Origin of the sequence: Cryomorpha ignava, assembly GCF_010686655.1 — a bacterium.
Classification (GTDB): Bacteria; Bacteroidota; Bacteroidia; order Flavobacteriales_D; family Cryomorphaceae; genus Cryomorpha; species Cryomorpha ignava.
Genome location: NZ_JAAGVY010000044.1, coordinates 1 through 18677, shown reverse-complemented (window position 1 = coordinate 18677; position 18677 = coordinate 1). Strand labels below are relative to the sequence as shown.

The window sequence follows — 18677 nt, the reverse complement described above, 5'->3', positions numbered from 1 at the left end:
TTTGTGATGAAAAGGTTTAGCGCGAAACTGGAATAAATTATGTCATATTGTATTAGTCTAGCTTTTTAAACTCTTGTCCTTCTCTTTAAATAACCAGTTTAATCTTAAGCTATACGTGGTAAAGTTGTCAAAATTTGAAAATGTATTTGAATAAGGCTGCTGCGGTAGCGAAGTATAATCAAAACGTATGTTTAATGGCAAATTGGTCAATTTATTTAATGGCAATTGTAGTCCAAAGCCTGTTGTTATAGCGCTAATTTCATCGTAGTTTTCGAGTGGAAGACGGAGGTCGTTTTCCTCTTCTTTGTAATAGCCTATACGCAGCGCCAGAATTTCTAAGAGTAAAACTTCTCCTCCTCCACGGTAAGCTGTATAAAAATCACTATTGAAAACATTTTGATAATCGCCCTGGATTAAAAACTTAAGCGTCTCTAAATTCTCATGTAGCAGGTGTTTGTCCAGCAAAAATTGATAGCTTACACCGAACCTTCCGGTGACTGGCAATTCTGAAGCCGACTCAAATTTATTATTGCCAAAAGTCATTACGCTCATGGTGAAATTTGATACGCTTGCGCCAATATTTACAGAGTGGCCGGTAGATTCCTTTTGAAGAAATTCAAACTTTTTAATAGCTCCTAAATCGAGGTAAAAAGAGATTTCCTCTCCAATTACTCCGGTTTCATAAACCAGCAAATTTGCATTTAACCCAATGAAAAGATTCTTAATAGGCTCTGATGCTATGGTGAGGGTATTGTGTTTGGCAAAAGGGGGAACCCGGGCTGACAGAAATTCTGTCTTTCCCAGATTAAATTGAAACTGAGAAAATGCCAATCGCAAATAGTCATTTACCTTTACCCCTGCGGCAAAAAAAGTATAGTATCCTTCGGTAAGATAATATCCAGGCGGAGTGTATGAACTATTAACCTCAACACCTCTGATAGAAGATATTCCGGCAGGATTAAAATAAATGGTTGCCAAATCACCGTCTATGGAAGTATATGTTTTTCCCATGGCCTCTGCCCTCGCCGATGGTTGCCTTCCAAAAAAGCTTTCGCGGAGTAAAGTTTTGTATTGGGCAGTCGCAAAAAAAGGGATGTTTAAAAGGATAATAAAAAGTAAGGTTCTCATAGCTTAATGAATGCGTGCAGATATATCAACTAAAGTAAGAATTCTATCCAAAACTACGAATAAGTTAATTTCAATTGGCTTACTTTAAAAAACCACCCATAATTATATCTCTCCATATCCCGCATCTTACTTTGCCTTTTCTACCCTTCATACTCATGATATTCAGTAATCGTTAAATCATATCCATCCAGATCGCGTAGCGAAAACTCCATCTTTGTGGAATTCGAGTTTAAATGAATTTCTTCCTCCACCGGCCAACCCATCTTTTGAAGCTTTTCTCTTACAAGGTTAATATTATCGAATTTGCAATAAAGGACTAATCCATTTCCAGAGATTATATTCCGATTTTCCACTGTTGGATGTTCGTGCGATCCCCATTTGTGAAGACAAAGCAGAACTTCATTATTTTCGGAAACAGCCATCTGTGCATTTAGACAAGCTCAATAACCACTCTGTAGCCAATAAAAAGTGCGCTCCCAATCTCTTCGAATCTAACAAATAAAACATACCCCTAAAATCAGTTTCACCATAGCAAGCACAAAAACCATATTAATCAGCAGTGATATCGGGCTGATGCTTGATTTTACAATTGCAGGAATTAGCAATGAAACACATTTTATCAGCCTCTCGGTACACTCCCATCGCTTTCGCACTCAGCGTAGCATCTTTAATTTTCACTTTTGGGTTTAAAGTAACTTCTGTAAATCGCCCGCCTCCATTTTCCGACTCTACCAAAGTTCCACTGGCATTGTCGCTATAAGAGGTCACGATAATTTTATGCGTTGCGCACAAGTGCAAATACCAAAGCATATGGCAGGCCGACAAGGATGACAAAAAAAGATCTTCGGGATTGTATCTGGTTTTATCGCCCAAAAAGATCGGGTCGGCAGATCCGTTAATTCCAGAGTACTTTCCATCTGTAGAGATTTCATGGTCCCGGCTCAATTATTAATAATTCTCAGTGCTTGCAGCGTGGTTTCCGATCCATTCTACTTTGATTTTATAATTGTGTTTTTTCATTCCTTTTTCAGCTCTTTTCACATACATAATTACAAAAATAAATTTGCAATCGTGCGCGGCTGTTTAGGGGTTCGAGTCACACAAAAAACCCGCAGCATCTCTGTGCGAGTCATCCTTTTGACAAGTATAATAAAAATCTCTTGAGATGCTCCTGATTGCGAATCCATTCAAGTCTCAGAAGCAAATCTCTGTCTGAAATAATGGGAATGGTGATAATTATAGAGTTTAAATTTTCAGTAGCCATCTTTACAGCACTTTCTTCACCCTTCCCACCTGTCCATCTTCCAAGCGCACTTTGATGCCATGGGAATGCTTTGGAGATTTTGTAAGAATGTTCATCACAATTCCTTCGGTCAATGTGCCGGTTCGTTGGTCTTTTTTAAGCACTATTTGCACGGCTGCGCCAATTGAAATGTCGTTTCTTTCTGTTCCGTTCATGCCTTAACTTCTATTAGGTGTTGTCCATTAAACTCCACTTTGTCGCCGGCGCGCACTTTCTTGCGCTTTTGCAATTCCACTGCGCCATTTACCAGCACAATTCCTTCTTGAATCGCAGCGTGAGCCTCACCACCAGAACCCACCAAGCGCATAAGCTTTAAAAGGGTATCGAGTGTAATAAACTCATTGTTATTGGTAAGGGTAAAAAGATGGCTCGTCATTGATTCTGTTTTAAACGGCAAATATAGCCGTTATAAAAGTGATGCTATCAAGGAATGGATCTCAATGTCTTGGAATTAGTTGGCAATAGTATTTTACGGCAAATAATTTTTTCAATTTTTACTCCTCGCTTTTCCAGTATTTCTAAATTCTAACACAGCATACACTTCTGCGTATTTGAGCTAGTTGTATATTCTCCAATGTCGGTATTCTGCTGCTTCGGCTACTGAATGCGAACATGACATTTGTAAATTTTCGGCTATGCGCAGGTCCCGAAAAATGAGTCGTCAATAATACATGACCAATTTCATGCGCAGTGTCCCATAGAGTAGCGTCAGCGATTACTGTCACCGCCGGCCTACTTTCGGCATGACCAGCACAACCTCCCAGCCGCCTATTATTAAACCTTCTGATAAAATAAACAATGATTTCATTTGATGGTACTGCACCGTTTCACAACAGTAAATACACAAATATAGTTGCAAATATACTTAAATATAAACAAGCTTGTTACTGGCTGTCAGCAGAATAAGAAAGTTTTTTTTTTAATTTTAAGACGGCTCAAACGCCAAAAAATCAAGTCTTTAAAACTTAGGCAATCTTCCTATATCGCATCAACCTAAAACCACCAATCCCTAATCGAAATATTTTCGAAGCTCATGATCAATCGTAATTAAATTCATTTATGTAAAGCGTTCATCTTTCTATATTTGGCGTGAACCCTGCAAGAATGCTATATATTTTTCGAAACAAACCACTTCTAATATCGTACATATTCCTGCAACAAGTCGTTGTTGTACTCCCATGGAGTTGGTTATGAATTAAATACGTTGTATGATTAGAAATCTACGATTAATTTGCCTAACTCCCCTTTTTCTAGTAATTCAAGTTCAGTCAAGCGATTGCAAAGCTCAAATAAGAGCAGATTGTGATCAATTTCGAACCCAAACGCCCGGCGGATGGGGCTCAACAGCCAATGGAAACAATCCAGGGGCTTATCGCGATGCCCATTTTTCTGATGTTTTCCCGGATGGGGTAACGATCGGGTGTGATTATTCAATTTCCTTTTCCACAACCGCTGCAGTCGAAGCTTTTCTTCCATCAGGAGGTACTCCGTCTGTACTGAGCGAGAGTTTGATTGATCCGGTCAATTACAACAATACTTTGGCCGGACACTTACTCGCTATTACGCTGAGTTTGGCATTTGATCAGGCAGATCAAAATTTTGCCCTATCCAGCACCTATCTGGGAGATCAAATAGTGGCTCAGGGAACGTTTGTTGGCAAATCTGTAACGGAGGTTGTAGCTTTGGCAAACGCTCATTTAGGTGGATGTTCGAATGCTTACACTTCGTCGCAGTTCACATCAGTATTGTCATCTATCAATGAAAATTACGTTGATGGTATTACAGACAACGGTTTTCTGGATTGTCCTCCCGAAGGGAATCCATGTTCGATCTCACTTGGAGAAGTCACTGCGGTTTGTACTCAGGATGGGAATTATACTGTACAAATTTATCTTTCAGGTACGAATGGTTGTTATACCCTTTTGGCGCCAAATGCGCTCAGCGGAAATGGTTTTGAGTTCTGTTTTGGTAATCCTGAAGAAGAAGAAAGTGTCAACGAAGTGATGCTTGAACTCTCATATGCACAAGATGATTCATATTCATTTTCTGTCGACTCACAGAGCGATAGTCAATCTACATGTTCAATTTCAACAGTTACCGGCAATAGTCCGGAGTGCTGTGAGCTGACTATAGATTGTTCCAATCTCCAGAATCAATCCTTCGCTTGTGTGTCGAGCATACCAGATCCGGACGAAAGCCTTATTTCTTATTCGAATAATTGTGGAGACGTCACAATTGAAGTTTCAGAAATTACCATTGGTAACGGATGTGCTAGCAGTCCCTTTAACCTAACGCGTGTCTATTCGGTTTCAGATGGTCAAAATACAGTAACCTGTGAACAAACGTTTCAGGTTATAGACAACGTTGCCCCTATAATCACATGTCCGGACCCGCAATATGCAAATTGCAGTCCTGTTATAGAACCAGATGTTTTTGCCGCGGCAACTGACAACTGCGATACGGATGTAGCTATTTCCTATTATAACGGACCATCATCAAACTGCGGGCAGTTTACACGAACATGGATGGCAGTTGATAATTGTGGAAACAGTTCTTTTTGTTATCAAACCGTCTTTGTTGAAGACAATGCCCCACCTGCATTGGTAGTTCCGAATGACATTAGCATTAATTGCGGTTCTTCTATGAATCCTGTTTTTACGGGAAGTGCCAACGCTACGGATGTGTGTTCATCGGTAACTCTCACATATTCAGATGGTGTTCCTTCTGGGGAGGGATGTACTCAAACCATAACACGCACCTGGGTAGCCACTGACGCGTGTGGGAATAGCACCAGTGCAGATCAAATTATTACTAAAACTGATAATACAGGGCCTGTAATTATTGGAGTGCCGCCAGGTTCAAATCTTCAGTGCGGAGAGGCTCCACCACCAGCCGCCGCCTATGCGATTGATTATTGCAGCGGAGATACCCTCGATGTGACATTTACGGAAAGTATAAGTATAGCAGGTTGCCGAACCAACTACTTCAGGATTTATTCGGCTGTAGACGAATGTGGCAATATCAGCAACCTGTATAGAAATATTACCATTCAGGATACACAGGGACCTCAGCTCATATGTCCGGCAGATGTTATGCTCGCTTGTGGCGATGAAAACTATGGTACGGATGATATTGGACTTGCTGAAGCCATTGACAATTGCAGCGGAACGCATGTAACAATTACCTATGAGGATAGTGAAAGGAATATCAATACATGTCCGCCTACCATACAAAGAACGTGGACTGCCGTAGACACATGTGGTAACGTATCAAATTGTATTCAACGAATCATGTTTGAAGATAATAATCCTCCTTCTATAACATGCACAAACGATACCACAGTTACTTGTGGAGAATCTGGAATTGATCCGGAATTTACAGGAACACCTACAGCAACTGACGAATGTTCATCTGTAAGTCTTACTTATACCGATGGTGCAATGTATGGCAATTGTCCGATGAGCTTTGTAAGAACATGGAAAGCAGCAGATGCTTGTAACAATTTGGCAACATGTATTCAGATTATTACCGTTATTGACGAAGAAGCTCCAACAATATCTTGTCCGGCTGACATAACTGTGTCATGTGCATATTCAGATGCGAAGCCTATACATACCGGAATGGCGATCGCAACAGATCAATGCCTAGATGTGTCACTCACTTATGAAGATGGAGAGGTTTCGGGAACTTGTTCACCCACTTTTATTCGCACCTGGATTGCAACCGATTATTGCGGCAATGTAGCTACTTGTAATCAGCAGATTTCTTTTTTTGACAATATGTTGCCAGTGGTTTTCTGTCCGGCAGATACTTTGATTTCTTGTGGTACTGATACTAGCCCCGAATCTCTGGGGATGGCCACTGCCGTCGATTTTTGTAATGACGTAAGCGTGGATTATTCCGATGTAGATTTTTTTGATGCATGTCCTGCATCCATTTTGCGAACCTGGACAGCTACAGATGCATGTGGCAATGCTCGATCATGTGTTCAAACCATTGAATTTGAAGAAGGTGGCTTACCTCAAATACTTTGTCCGGAGGATATTACTGTGGCATGTGATGCAAGCACGGATCCATCTTCTACAGGTTTTCCTAGTGGTGCAGGAAGTTGTTCGGAGATTTCAATCTCATATTCTGATAGCATTGTAGAAATTTCCGGAGGTACTTCAGGAACCGAAAATTGCTGTGATGACGATTGCGGTACTTTTAGAACTCAGACGCAAGGGGGCTGGGGTACAACAAGTCATGGAAGCAATCCCGGATCATACAGAGATGCCCATTTTGCAGAAGCATTTCCAAATGGTCTGGTAGTAGGTTGCGACTTCAACTTGACCCTCACGAGTAGCGAGGCGGTACAGAATTTTCTGCCAAGCGGTGGATCCACCCGAAGGCTCTCATCTGACTTAACAGACCCTACTGGTTTCAAATCGACTTTAGCGGGGCAATTGGTAGCCGCAACATTGAGTGTTGGATTCGATTATGCAGATCCGAACTATAGCGAATCGGCAGTTAATCTAGGTGAGTTGACGGTAGCATCCGGAGAATTTTCAGGTCAAACTGTGAATCAGATTTTAGAAATAGTCCAAAATTATTTCGGTGGATGTGCGAGTCCATACACGGGGTCGGAACTGATAAGTGTTTTGGCTGGCATCAATGAAAATTTCGTTGATGGAAACCAGGATCACGGTTTTCTCGATTGTCCTGAAGGCGAAGGACCAACGGATCCTTCAGACAACTGTTTTGAGATTATTCGTACCTGGGTAGCAACGGATGCCTGCGGCAATGAAGTTACCTGTCAACAAGTGATCACGGGTGAGGTCTTCGAGAATAATCTAGTTATAGAAGAGACAAAGGATAAAACACTTCTCGCTTACCCATCACCAACAAATGATTGGGTTTATCTTGCGAAAGCTCCCGAAATGAAAGCAGGAGATATGATCAGGGTAATGAATGTTTCTGGTCAGGAAATGTTTCGTTTCACTACGCCCGAAATTGAAGATAAAGTGAGCTTAGACCTGAGCACACTTGAGAGAGGGATGTACATTATTGAATGGAACGGAACTGAACTCACAGAATCAGTTATAGTCTTTAAAAACTAGCACCTAATCTTCGGTGTATAACACAAAAATAAATGGTTCAGGAATATTCCTGAACCATTTATTTTTTATGGTTTTAGGGGTTCGCTATTCAAGTCCTGTGTTCAAAATAGATTGCACAGATTTCTTGCTTGTTCCGAGCTACAAAATTTCGAATGCCGTCTCAAAACTCAATTCAGTAAAACCTAAGCAACCAACAACCCAAAATCCTTCAGCTTCTGCATCGCTTTGGAATACCATAACAACCCAAAATCTTCGATACGGGTTTCGAAACCAGCCTTGATCTGGCCAAAACTGCGCAGCTTATCACCCGCTGGCGATAGACTCGTAAAGCATTTAACAGCCATTTGTCTTTTTCTACACTTATTTGAAAGGAATAGCTCTTATCGTGAAAAGTCAAGGGTAGATTTAACAGCCAGAATAATTCACCATTTTTTACGTGCCTGATTATTCCTCTTCAATAAGACTTATTGCAAATCCGCCGCCTTCTTTCATTGTCAATTCTCTGGTCGAGCTTTTCACAACTTCTACTTTTTCAATTTCTATTGAAGTCGGATTCGTTTTGAAATGGCTTTCATCGTTGTCTCTGTAGATGGTAGCCAAATACGTTTTATTGACTTCCAAAAAATCAAAATTAATGGATACTGTCCGTGCATTTTCATCCGTAACTCCTCCTACAAACCAACTCCCTGTCTCTCTTTCTTCTCTGGCTATGACTACAAAATCGCCTACTTCTCCAGCTAAAACCTGTGTCTGTTCCCAATCTACACCCTCATCTCTTATAAACTGAAAGGCAGGTTGGTTTTCATAGTTTTCAGGTAAATCGCAAGCCATTTGAATGGGGCTATAGATTACAACATATAGCGCAAGTTGCTGTGCCAACGTGGTATTAATCTGATTGTTTTCTTTTGTCGGTATCGAAATTTCAAAAACACCGGGTGTAAAATCTATTGGCCCTGCCAGCATTCTTGTAAAAGCTACAATAGAAATATGCTCCGGCGGATTGCCACCATCCGGCGACCATGCATTAAATTCCTGACCTCTTAGGCCTTCTCTCGATATAGCATTCGGAAATGTACGTCTGAGTCCGGTTGGCTTGATGGGTTCATGTGCGTTTACGGCAATCTCATATTTAGCTGCTTTCTCCAATGCTTTTTGATAATGATTAACCATCCACTGGCCATGATGAAACTCGCCTTTTGGAATTATTTTTCCGACATATCCCGACTTCACGGCATGAATTCCCAAACTTTGCATCAACTGATATGCCGTATCCATTTGTTGCTCATAGGTTACCGGTGCACTTGAAGTTTCGTGATGCATTATAATTTCCACGCCCTTCTCCTTTGCGTATCTTACCACTTCTTCAATATCATAATCGGGATAAGGCGTCACAAAGTCAAATACACCTTCTCTGTCTTCAAAACCGATCCATTTTTCCCAGCCTGTATTCCAACCTTCTACCAAAACACCCTTTATTCCATTTTCCGAAGCAAAATCAATATATCTTTTTGCATTTTCGGTAGTCGCGCTATGGCGGCCATGTGCTTTTCCTGTATCAATCCATTTCCCCGATTCTGGATCCATCGTCATTCCATAATCCCAAGATCCTTTATCAATGTGCATTTCCCACCAAATACCCATGTATTTTTTGGGTTTAAACCAACTAATATCACCCAATTGATTGGGTTCATTTAAATTCACGATGAGCTTTGATTCGATTAATTCTGTTGCTTTATCTGCTATTTGAATGCTTCTCCACGGCGTTTTAAATGGCAGGGCTCGCTTCACTTTATATCCAAGCCTGTCAGATCCAACCAACTGGCTTGTCAAACATAAATTAACGGTATCTACTTTTAATGTCATATCTGCATAATCGAGAAGTGCCGCTTCGTGGATGCTCAAATGTATGCCATCGCTCGTGCGCATCGTAACCGGAGTATTTACGGCATTTTCCCGAATAGTGGTGTGGCCAAGTCCGGGGCCATCAATATGATCAAAAGCGTTAATTTCAGAAATAGAAGTGGTATTAAACAGGTATTCATAAATATCCCAGTCAGCAGGTATCCACCATGCCATATGGTCGCCCATAAGTTGAAACTCCGTATTTTCTTCCATTATGATTAAGCTGTCAAGCCCCTCTTGCTCAAGAAATTCATAGCAAAAACCAATTCCATCATCAAAGGCTTTGAAATACAGGTTAAGCCTGCGATTTGGGACAATGCTCTCTTCGAGTTCAACAATTAATTCATTGTAGTGATTTATTACTTTTCGCTGCTCCCCCCAGGGCATTTCCCAGGTTTCATTAAACGAACTTGCCGTAGTATTCACCACCTTGAAATTCTCTTTGAGAGATTCCTGATTTTTAAAATCAAAACTGATGTAGGACGAATCGATTACAACATTTCCATTATGAGAAACCAGGTAAAAAGGCTGTCCGTTTTCAGAAAGGTGAAATTCAACCGTATTGATCTTAGCCGGCGAACTAACAGTAAGTTCATGCTTATTCTCATTGCATCCTACTGCTATAAACAATAGGAATGCAACTTGGAATATTAAAGCGTATTTCATTGTCAAATTATTATGTTTCAAGAATTTCTGCCATTGGCTTGATAAAATTCAACCGCATCTTCTTTATTCAACCCTTCCTTCGACTATGAATCTGGAAATGGCATTTAAATCCGGATCATTAATCTGCAATCTTTGCGCTAAATATAACCAATTACTGAAATGACACCTTGCCAGCCATAAACTAACCCGAAACATTCATACGTGTTTTACTCTGGCCAGGACATCTTGTTCAGAAGAAATATCAATTATGTGAAGTAAGAAAAACCTCTGAAGCTAAACAACCAGCAACCCAAAATCCTTCAACTTCTGCATCGGTTTGGAATTCCAAAACAGTTCAAAATTTTCAAAACGGGTTTCGAAATCTCCCTTGAGTTGCCCGAAAGTGTGGAGCTTATCCCCTGATGGCGACAAGGTTGGCAAGGCGTTTAATAGCCATTCACCTTTGTCTTTTTCTACAGTGATTTGAAACGATTCTATCTTATCATGAAAAGTCATTTGAAGATTCTGCCAGGTGATGCCTTTCTTGGTTTTGGCTTGCTCCACTACCAATGGCATTCCACCAAGCCAAACCACTTTGGCGCTTGACTGCACGGAAAAATTCGGTACCGCTTCTAAACAGGTTAGTATGTAATCGCTCCCGATTAAGGTTTTTGGAATTTTAAAATCAAACCAATCTTGAAGCGGCAATTCAAACCCAATGCCATGCATAAAATTAAAGAGCGACTTTTTTAAGCCATAGCTAAATTGGGTATGGTCAATGCCAGTTTGATCCGTAAAATCTACATCGTTATTGGCAAAAGTGATGTCTTTGTAAATGGGATTAATACCATAATCAGCCGGCGCCAAACCTATCGGGCTATGGGCAGTCAAGGCAAACTGATGCCAAAAACCTGATTGCAAGACTCCCTCTTCAAAAAGCTGACGCACCATTTCCAGGCTGTCTACCGTTTCCTGAACGGTTTGGGTGGGGTAACCGTACATTAAATACGAATGCACCATAATATTGGCATTGGTAAAATTGCGGGTCACGCGAGCTACTTGCTCCACGGTTACACCCTTATCAATCAATTTCAACAACCTGTCAGAAGCTACTTCCAGTCCGCCGGAAACGGCGATACAGCCAGATGCTTTTAGCAAATAGCAAAGGTCTTGGGTGAAGTTTTTCTCAAATCTAATATTCGCCCACCAGGTAAGGGTGAGCTTTCGTTTTAAAATCTCCAAAGCCAAAGCCTTCATCAAGGCAGGCGGCGCAGCTTCGTCAACAAAATGAAAACCTGTTTCGCCGGTTTGAGCGATTAATGTTTCCATTCGGTCTGCCAATAGTTTGGCAGTTATTGGCTCATAAATCTTGATATAATCAAGCGATACATCACAAAAAGTGCATTTTGCCCAATAACAGCCATGCGCCATGGTGAGTTTATTCCACCGCCCATCGCTCCAAAGACTGTGCATGGGGTTGGCAATTTCAATCACCGAAACATATTGATCAAGTTTTAGATCGGAATAATCGGGCGTACCAATTTCACTTTGACGGTAATCTGGTTTGGTGGAAGTATTTTTATAAAGTACTTCTCCACTTTCCAAAATAAGGGTGCGTTTAAAAGCATCCGTTCCGGCTTCTCCGTTTCCGCAAACGTGTTGAGCCAACAATTCAATGGGCAATTCGCCATCATCTAAAGTGATGTAATCAAAAAATTCAAAGACCCGTACATCTTTTAGCGAGCGCAATTCTGTATTGGGGAACCCCCCTCCCATCGCCACTTTAAGATCGGGATAATTGGCTTTGATATATTGAGCACATCTAAATGCGCTATACAAATTTCCCGGAAAGGGAACCGAAAAACAGACCAATTTAGGCTGTATTGCCTTTAGTTGGGCGTCTAGAATTCGCAAGGTAATCGTATCGATATACGTGGTATCGGTTTGCATATTTGCATACAACTCATCAAAGGAATTGGCACTCATCCCCAAACGCTCCGCATATCGGCTAAAGCCAAAATTGGCATCAATACATTCCACAATAAAATCTGAAAGATCTTCTAAATACAAGGTGGCCAGGTGTTTTGCCTTATCCTGAAGTCCCATTGAGCCAAATGCGTAATCCAAATCATCTAAAGTTTCAAATCGCGAGGCTTCGGGTAGAAAATTTCCCGTGCAAATCTGACGTGCAAAGGTTAAGTTCTTTCCTTGCAGAAACTGAATAACGTCATCTAAAACGACTAAATAATCAGCTCTTAAGGCGTATATTCGCTGGCAATTTTCCGAAGTTATTTTATTGTTTTGGTACGCTTCCGCGAAAATAAATTCAAAGCTTTTTTTTGAAAACAGCTCCAGAATAACCTCAATGCCCAAATCCATTTGATAGGCACCAATATTCCTGGTGTTCAAAAACCCTTTTAAATAAGCCGTTGCGGGATAGGGCGTATTTAATTGTGTAAATGGCGGCGTGATAAGTAAAAGGTCTTTCAACTATTGGGTTTAGATGTGGAGGGCATCAAAGATAGTGGAAATAATAGCGGGGAGTTTATCTGTAGTACAAGATGCCGCAAGCCCAAATCATATACTTGATTAATCCCTAACTTTCAATTGCCTCTTTTATTGATGTTTTATATTGAATATCTAGATGTGAAATGATGGTATCTTTATATTCTGACTTTATTTTAGAACGCCCTGCCTCCACAGCCAATGTAAACGCCGGATTATCTTTTGGGAGTATTTTTCGATGTGTTTTCATTCCCAAATCATAAATATCTTTTTTCCAATGAATAAAATACCATTCCATGGAAGGTTGATCAAAAACCTGCAAATTCTGCTTATCAAAAATGAATTTTTTGATTTGGTGTTTTTCAATAATAGGAATCGTTTCAAAGAAGATTTCCTTAAAGTCTTCTATTGGAACATATTCTTTGGTTAATTCACAAATCATTATTTGATTATCGGGTAGCAAAAAGACTTTACCATAATCCTTAGCTATTACTAGCTCATATTTATATGAAAGCGTTGGCAACCTTTCCGTTGCCGTTGATTTTCTATCCATTTATCATAAAATTAAACACGAAATCCCAATAACAAAACATCATCAATTTGGAGGTTCTCTCCTTGCCAATTGATAAATGTAGACTCTATAATTGTATGTTGATCGTGGACTGGTAAATCAGCAATCTCCTGCAAAAGTGCGAGTAATCTTTTCGTCAAAAACTTTTTATCATCTGCACCTCCAAATTGGTCTACATACCCGTCTGAAAACATAAAAACCATATCGCCTTTCTCTAAAGGGATCTCTATATTTTTCACAAAACTAAACCTTTTAAAAGAATCTCCCAAAGTACATTTAGATCCCCGATAGGTTGTAAGCACGCCATTCCGTATATGAATTAAAGGACGGTTGGCAGCGGAGTAAAATAATATTTTATTTTTCGGATCATATTCTATTATAGAAATCTCTGCACTATCGTTAATTTTATCAACGTTTTGATATAAATATTCTTGTATCTTTTTATCTAATTTGTCCAAAATACTGGCAGGAGTTTGATCGGCAGATGCACTCATAATTTGATTTAACATGCTGACTATAAATATGGAAAGCATTGCGCCGGGTACTCCGTGACCAGTGCAATCTCCAACTCCCAAAAAGGTGCGGTCACAGTTTTCAAATGTCCAAACAAAATCTCCGCTTAATGTATCTTTGGGTTTATCGAATACAAAAGAATTTGGGAAACTATCTTTTAATTTATGTTTTTGAACGGTAAATGCATTTTGTATGCGTTTGGCATAATTAATACTGTCTGTTAAATCCTTATTCGCATCAAAGAGTCTTTTTTCAGAAATGGTTAGATCGTCGAGCACTTCTTTCAAATGAGCAGTTGTCATTCTGAACATACTTTTTAAGGAAGCATACTGTTCCTTGAAGTCCGCCAGCTCTTTTTCTAAGTCAGTGATATATACAGATTCGTGTCTGTCCATTTTCACCAAAGTGCGCCTACCTAATCTTTCCATAACTTATAATGCCTTGATTTATGAAACGTATCTCATGAAAGATAGTTACTTTTCAATTTTGAATAGCTCCAGAATTTGGGTTTTCTTCGTTGATTTACTGTTAGAGTTCAGGTGGACAGGTACTATTCCCACTGTTTGAGATTTTACACTTTCTTGGAAATTAAGCCAGCTGATCGATTTTTTGATCAAAACCCACTATTCCTCTACATCACCTTCTCGGCAAGCAACCTCTGCACCGCATAGACATCAATACTCTTATTGAATTTCTTAGATACCGTCGGCGTGTTTTCACTTGCAATCCAGATTTTTAATTCCGCATCCAGGTCAAAAGTCCCTGCTAATGAGAACCTGGATATGTGTTTATAAGGTAATGACTTATACTCGGCCTTACTACCGGTTAATCCCTGAACATCGATTAAAATCAATCTTTTTAATGGCAAATAGAAACACGTCGCGAAACAATTTAAAGCCAAGCTCAACCTTTTCGCTTTCTAAAAGCAGCTGCCTGTATTTTTCTGTCAGTTTTTCTGACGATACTTCACTGGAGTTACCTAATATGTTGTTGAATAGACCCATGGGATTTTTTGAATGTTTATTATGTGAGAGCTTGGGTTACGGTTTGAAATTACTTATAATTCGTTGCAGATCTTCCCGTAGGGTACTTGCACAAACAAATTGTTGCCAACTTTATATTTGAGTTAAATCAAATGCATATTCGTAGCTTATAACATCTTTAACTTTTAAATTATTTTTCCAGGCATCTTCCGAGTGGCTTGTTTCAATAATGGTATTGGTGCTTGATTCTTTGAATACTTCTGAAACCCTGTTTAAGACAGCCATCTCTGCATCCGTAAATAGTTTTTGATTGAAAGGTCTTTCTTTTCTTGCTTTAAATTGTTCGCCTGTATAGCCTTTAGGGAATTGCGTGTAAAAGACTTCTATGGAATCATTATTTGCTAAGTATTAAGATACTTTGAAAATTGGTAGGAACAGGCCCCATATCAATAGCTCTGTACCTAACACCGCTTATTGAAAAACAACTTTCTTTGAACATTAGAAAATCCGCATAAAATAAAAGTTTATTCATTTTTGTTTTAAATGGCTCCATTTGCTCGGAAAAGAACACAACCATTTCTGTGAATTTCTCAAGATTCGGATTTCTATAACCAGAATATATATCAGCTAAATGATCTCCCAGCAAATAATGTTTTAAGTTGAAGCTGAAATTATTTCGTTTTCTATCGGCAATTATTGCTTCTGCAGTTTTAATATATTTCTCTTTTGTTTTAGCATCTAATGAATCGCATAACTCTACTAATTCAATAAACTTTTTAGGATCATCAATCATTTGAATTAATCTGGCGTTAGAAACACTCGGCATTTCGCCCGATTCATATTGGCGATAGCTATTTGCCCCAAATCCTAAAATTGAAGACATTTTAGCAGCCGATAAGTTGTACTTTTCACGAATGCTAATAATTTCGTCAGGAAAAGGAATATTAAATAAATCGCGGTATTGATTATAAACCTGATTCATATTCACGTTATCTAACTCCCCTGTTGTGAATTTTTCTACACTGTCTTCACATTTATAATAATGAAAAACAACTTCAAAAGTCTCTTTCCTGAAACTTATTGACCTCTTTTCTTTTGTCAAGATCATTTCTTTACCTGTAACCGGACTTTTCATAATCTATTATTTTAAAGGATATTGCATTTTATGCTCAGCCAGGTGGAAGGAGATACAGATTACACTACTTCCAAGAGCACCAATAGTTATTTTGATATAAACCTCTTTCTTCTTAATCTTTTTTCCAAACACCCACATATCAGACCCTCCATACAACTTTTCTTCGATAGGACCTTGACTGTAATCTTTAACCTTTAAGTGCAGCTTTACGGTCTATGGGGCGAAGTTCTAGATCGACAAGTGCTTGTGCATTTTTACCTCTATCATCACGAAAAAGAATATCCCAAAATTTCATTTTTTCTTTGAATACTTTCAAAAATGATGCTACGTCGTTTTCCGTGCTCATAGGCGTTGCATTTCAATATTTATCTTTTTAATGGTAAACATAAACACGTCGCGAAACAATTTGAAGCCAAGCTCACCTTTCTTTCTTTCTACATGGGTTCTTGGATGTCTCTTTATGTGAGGGTTTAAGTATTGTATCATTATATTTTGCCGCATCATTACGGCGAGACATCAATAAAACCCTTCACCTAAACGGCTGACATTATTCGTATTTAGTCATCATATTCAGCCTTTCCTTAAAATCTTCTCCATTTTTTTACCTTTCGCTAATTCGTCCACCAACTTGTCCAAATACCTTATTTGTTGGGTCCATGGAGTTGAGATTTCTTCTACGCGGTACCCACAAATTACACCGGTGATGAGTTGTGTATTCGGGTTCAATTTTGCTCTCTTAAAGAATGTTTCAAAAGTCACTTTCTCATCAATCAATTCCTGTAGTTTTCTGGCATCAAAGCCGGTGAGCCACGCTATCACTTCATGCAATTCTTCTTTTGTCCTGCCTTTGCTCTCCACTTTTGTGATATAGTGCGGATATACCGAAGCAAAAGCGATTTTTGCAATTCGATCATCGTTTTTCGGAGTCGTTTCCATACTTTATTTTTTTGTTGAAAAACTCAAACTACTTCAACCTTTCTAATTGTCCTTTTCTTTTCACCACGTTTTTATAGTCCCATTGAATTTCTTTTGATTTTTTGATCCAACGTATTACATCGTTCGTTTCAATTTCTGAAACAGTGTTGTAGAAAATAGAAGCGTCTTTAAATTTTTTACCTCTGATATTCAAATTTTCTTCTTCAAAGTCAGCCCCACTCCAAAACATTAGCCTGATGCCCGCTTTTTGCTTGCTGTAACCAACAATTGGGTTGCCGTCTAAAAACCAAACAGGGTGGGCATGCCAGATTTTACTTTCTGCTTCGGCCATTTCGTTTGCAAGGATGGTTGAAAGTCGATCGCAAATTTCTTTGTCATTCGAAGCTTGTCTTTCATTGTATGCTTTGATTTCTTGATTCATTACTGTCTGAGTTTGGTTATTGCGTTCTGCCTTCTTTCAATTTTGCCAGTTATAATGTTTGGTATAAAAATAGTACCGATGTTTAAGCATCTAATTTAGCAAGTAAAACCCAAATAGAAAATCAGTGCGGATCTTGTCTGTAGCCTTGCAGCAGTAATTAATTCTTTATAGTATTGTAAATCATTGGTTTCAGTCCACTTTAAAAGCTAATTATCTGGCAATTCAGGTTGGTGCATGCTTATGCAATGAATTCCACCACCACCCAAATTAACGGCAAGTGCATCAATCATTATCACTTTTCGATTGGGAAAAACAGATTGCAAAATTTGAGCAGCCTTTTCATCCTTTAATTTCAACTCATTTGGCATTCCTTCTCTCCAGCACGTTTGACCAACAACCACCTTGTCGCTAATAATGAAGTTGAGATAACTGAGTGCAGCCATAACTCTTACCGGTTCTCCATCAGGAAAAGTACTTCCATCGCTATAATTAAGTGTTTTGATGAATTCATAAACATAGTCACCCGGCTCCATTGTCGAAAAAATAGTTCCCGGAAGGGGCATGCGTATTATCGTAAATGGTTTACCATCCTGGTCAGTCGCCGCAGTCAATATTTGATAATTCTCCTCAATACGCTTGTGGTTTTCAAACGCGATCGGATCATCGAATTCTGTACTATCTATTTCTGCCAAAAGGATTGTGGAATCATTCACAAAACGAACGAATTCATCAACATGCCCATTTGTGGTAACTACGGTATAAGCTTTTGTTCCATCGGCAGTTGCAACAGGCCCAAGAAAGGTGTGATCATCTTCAACCAAACCTTGTTTTAACCAGATGGTTTTTTTAATACCCAATAGCCTCTTATATTCAAGCTCCATCTCGCCTTTGGTCATGGTTGGGTTTCTGCCTCCCTCCACCACCTCTGTGGTCATTAGCGTGCCTCGTCCATTTACCTCTCTATTTCCACCTTCACTAATCATTGTACTCGAAATCACGGGCAAACTATACTGTTCAGCTGCTCTCTCGTCGTACATTTCTTCAGTTTTGGTATCGGTATCTAAAGTATCAGCGTATCCCCAGGAATCAAAATTAAAGTCGGCAATGGCCAGCGTGTTTTTATTCGTTTCCACAAAAGTTGGCCCCATGTCTCTTGCCCAAATCTCAAAAGATGGAATTTCCAAAAGTTTAAGTCTGGGCTCTTCTCCAAAACGATTTTTTAAGATCTCATTTGCATGGTTAAGAAGTTCTTTGTCCTTGCAAGTTACCACAATGTCTATATGACCGATGAGGGCTTCAATAATTGAAAGCGTAACTTTTTCAACCGATTCACCTTTCTTATGATCAGTTGATGGCCAGATCAACCAAATGGCTTCTTGAGTATCAAACTCCGCCGGTTGATTTAAAACCTAAAGTTTCGCACATCTAAAAGTACACTAAAACATGATATTTATTCTTTTAATCTTCCTCAAGAAATTGATTTAACCGTTTGATATTTGGGATATTGTTAATGGTTGTTCCAAAATCGGTTTTGGC

At 39.3% G+C, this 18677-nt stretch carries 15 protein-coding genes and 2 pseudogenes; 1 reads left to right on the top strand and 16 read right to left on the bottom strand.

What is annotated here, in order from left to right; genetic code table 11:
* Positions 1 to 57: 57 nt before the first annotated feature.
* The 5 genes from G3O08_RS17045 to G3O08_RS17025 all read right to left on the bottom strand — a co-directional run bounded on the left by G3O08_RS17045 (position 58) and on the right by G3O08_RS17025 (position 2807).
* A complete protein-coding gene (locus G3O08_RS17045; RefSeq protein ID WP_163286665.1) occupies positions 58 to 1128 on the bottom strand; it encodes a PorV/PorQ family protein in 1071 nt (356 codons plus the stop codon).
* A gap of 140 nt (positions 1129 to 1268) precedes the next feature.
* Entirely contained in the window at positions 1269 to 1550 is a 282-nt protein-coding gene (locus G3O08_RS17040; protein WP_163286664.1) for a glyoxalase, read from the bottom strand.
* 127 nt (positions 1551 to 1677) lie between these two features.
* Complete coding sequence (locus G3O08_RS17035) at positions 1678 to 2073, bottom strand: OsmC family protein (RefSeq protein ID WP_317164097.1); 396 nt, start codon at positions 2071 to 2073, stop codon at positions 1678 to 1680.
* A gap of 321 nt (positions 2074 to 2394) precedes the next feature.
* On the bottom strand, positions 2395 to 2586 hold the full coding sequence (locus tag G3O08_RS17030; RefSeq protein ID WP_163286663.1) for a YwbE family protein: 192 nt from the start codon (positions 2584 to 2586) through the stop codon (positions 2395 to 2397).
* Positions 2583 to 2807: an RNA-binding S4 domain-containing protein gene (locus G3O08_RS17025; protein WP_163286662.1), complete on the bottom strand. Its 225-nt coding sequence runs from the start codon at positions 2805 to 2807 to the stop codon at positions 2583 to 2585. The genes G3O08_RS17030 and G3O08_RS17025 overlap by 4 nt, the downstream gene beginning before the upstream one ends.
* Before the next feature lie 832 nt (positions 2808 to 3639).
* Between G3O08_RS17025 and G3O08_RS17020 the strand changes: the two genes are divergently transcribed.
* Entirely contained in the window at positions 3640 to 7530 is a 3891-nt protein-coding gene (locus tag G3O08_RS17020) for a T9SS type A sorting domain-containing protein (protein WP_163286661.1), read from the top strand.
* Positions 7531 to 7974: 444 nt separating this feature from the next.
* Here G3O08_RS17020 and G3O08_RS17015 read toward each other — a convergent pair whose 3' ends face one another.
* The 11 genes and pseudogenes from G3O08_RS17015 to G3O08_RS16970 form a co-directional block, all read right to left on the bottom strand.
* Positions 7975 to 10098, bottom strand: coding sequence for a glycoside hydrolase family 97 protein (locus G3O08_RS17015; protein WP_163286660.1), 2124 nt, complete (start codon positions 10096 to 10098; stop codon positions 7975 to 7977).
* A gap of 273 nt (positions 10099 to 10371) precedes the next feature.
* A complete protein-coding gene (locus tag G3O08_RS17010) occupies positions 10372 to 12567 on the bottom strand; it encodes a B12-binding domain-containing radical SAM protein (protein WP_163286659.1) in 2196 nt (731 codons plus the stop codon).
* A gap of 106 nt (positions 12568 to 12673) precedes the next feature.
* Positions 12674 to 13135, bottom strand: coding sequence for a hypothetical protein (locus tag G3O08_RS17005; protein ID WP_163286658.1), 462 nt, complete (start codon positions 13133 to 13135; stop codon positions 12674 to 12676).
* Positions 13136 to 13146: 11 nt separating this feature from the next.
* Positions 13147 to 14094, bottom strand: a complete 948-nt coding sequence (locus G3O08_RS17000; protein WP_163286657.1) for a PP2C family protein-serine/threonine phosphatase — start codon at positions 14092 to 14094, stop codon at positions 13147 to 13149.
* Positions 14095 to 14297: 203 nt separating this feature from the next.
* Positions 14298 to 14670: pseudogene (locus G3O08_RS16995) on the bottom strand (PH domain-containing protein).
* A gap of 111 nt (positions 14671 to 14781) precedes the next feature.
* A complete protein-coding gene (locus G3O08_RS21920; protein ID WP_394352328.1) occupies positions 14782 to 15036 on the bottom strand; it encodes a type II toxin-antitoxin system antitoxin SocA domain-containing protein in 255 nt (84 codons plus the stop codon).
* A 7-nt stretch (positions 15037 to 15043) separates the two neighbouring features.
* The gene (locus tag G3O08_RS16990) at positions 15044 to 15784 is read right to left on the bottom strand and encodes a type II TA system antitoxin MqsA family protein (RefSeq protein WP_204336921.1); all 741 of its coding nucleotides are present in this window, start codon (positions 15782 to 15784) and stop codon (positions 15044 to 15046) included.
* 187 nt (positions 15785 to 15971) lie between these two features.
* The gene (locus G3O08_RS20945; RefSeq protein WP_204336920.1) at positions 15972 to 16130 is read right to left on the bottom strand and encodes a hypothetical protein; all 159 of its coding nucleotides are present in this window, start codon (positions 16128 to 16130) and stop codon (positions 15972 to 15974) included.
* Positions 16131 to 16354: 224 nt separating this feature from the next.
* A complete protein-coding gene (locus G3O08_RS16980) occupies positions 16355 to 16720 on the bottom strand; it encodes a DUF2200 domain-containing protein (protein WP_163286656.1) in 366 nt (121 codons plus the stop codon).
* 28 nt (positions 16721 to 16748) lie between these two features.
* Positions 16749 to 17141, bottom strand: a complete 393-nt coding sequence (locus tag G3O08_RS16975) for a DUF1801 domain-containing protein (protein ID WP_163286655.1) — start codon at positions 17139 to 17141, stop codon at positions 16749 to 16751.
* Between the two features lie 206 nt (positions 17142 to 17347).
* Positions 17348 to 18529, bottom strand: a pseudogene (locus tag G3O08_RS16970) (agmatine deiminase family protein); the annotation flags it as partial.
* Positions 18530 to 18677: the final 148 nt, after the last annotated feature.

Excerpts from the sequence above, each read along its gene's own strand:
- G3O08_RS17005 (WP_163286658.1), bottom strand. The coding sequence starts at position 13,135 with ATGGATAGAAAATCAACGGCAACGGAAAGGTTGCCAACGCTTTCATAT.
- G3O08_RS17000 (WP_163286657.1), bottom strand. The coding sequence starts at position 14,094 with ATGGAAAGATTAGGTAGGCGCACTTTGGTGAAAATGGACAGACACGAA.
- G3O08_RS20945 (WP_204336920.1), bottom strand. The coding sequence starts at position 16,130 with ATGAGCACGGAAAACGACGTAGCATCATTTTTGAAAGTATTCAAAGAA.
- G3O08_RS17045 (WP_163286665.1), bottom strand. The coding sequence starts at position 1,128 with ATGAGAACCTTACTTTTTATTATCCTTTTAAACATCCCTTTTTTTGCG.
- G3O08_RS17020 (WP_163286661.1), top strand. The coding sequence starts at position 3,640 with ATGATTAGAAATCTACGATTAATTTGCCTAACTCCCCTTTTTCTAGTA.
- G3O08_RS17025 (WP_163286662.1), bottom strand. The coding sequence starts at position 2,807 with ATGACGAGCCATCTTTTTACCCTTACCAATAACAATGAGTTTATTACA.
- G3O08_RS17040 (WP_163286664.1), bottom strand. The coding sequence starts at position 1,550 with ATGGCTGTTTCCGAAAATAATGAAGTTCTGCTTTGTCTTCACAAATGG.
- G3O08_RS16975 (WP_163286655.1), bottom strand. The coding sequence starts at position 17,141 with ATGAATCAAGAAATCAAAGCATACAATGAAAGACAAGCTTCGAATGAC.
- G3O08_RS16990 (WP_204336921.1), bottom strand. The coding sequence starts at position 15,784 with ATGAAAAGTCCGGTTACAGGTAAAGAAATGATCTTGACAAAAGAAAAG.
- G3O08_RS17015 (WP_163286660.1), bottom strand. The coding sequence starts at position 10,098 with ATGAAATACGCTTTAATATTCCAAGTTGCATTCCTATTGTTTATAGCA.
- G3O08_RS17030 (WP_163286663.1), bottom strand. The coding sequence starts at position 2,586 with ATGAACGGAACAGAAAGAAACGACATTTCAATTGGCGCAGCCGTGCAA.
- G3O08_RS16980 (WP_163286656.1), bottom strand. The coding sequence starts at position 16,720 with ATGGAAACGACTCCGAAAAACGATGATCGAATTGCAAAAATCGCTTTT.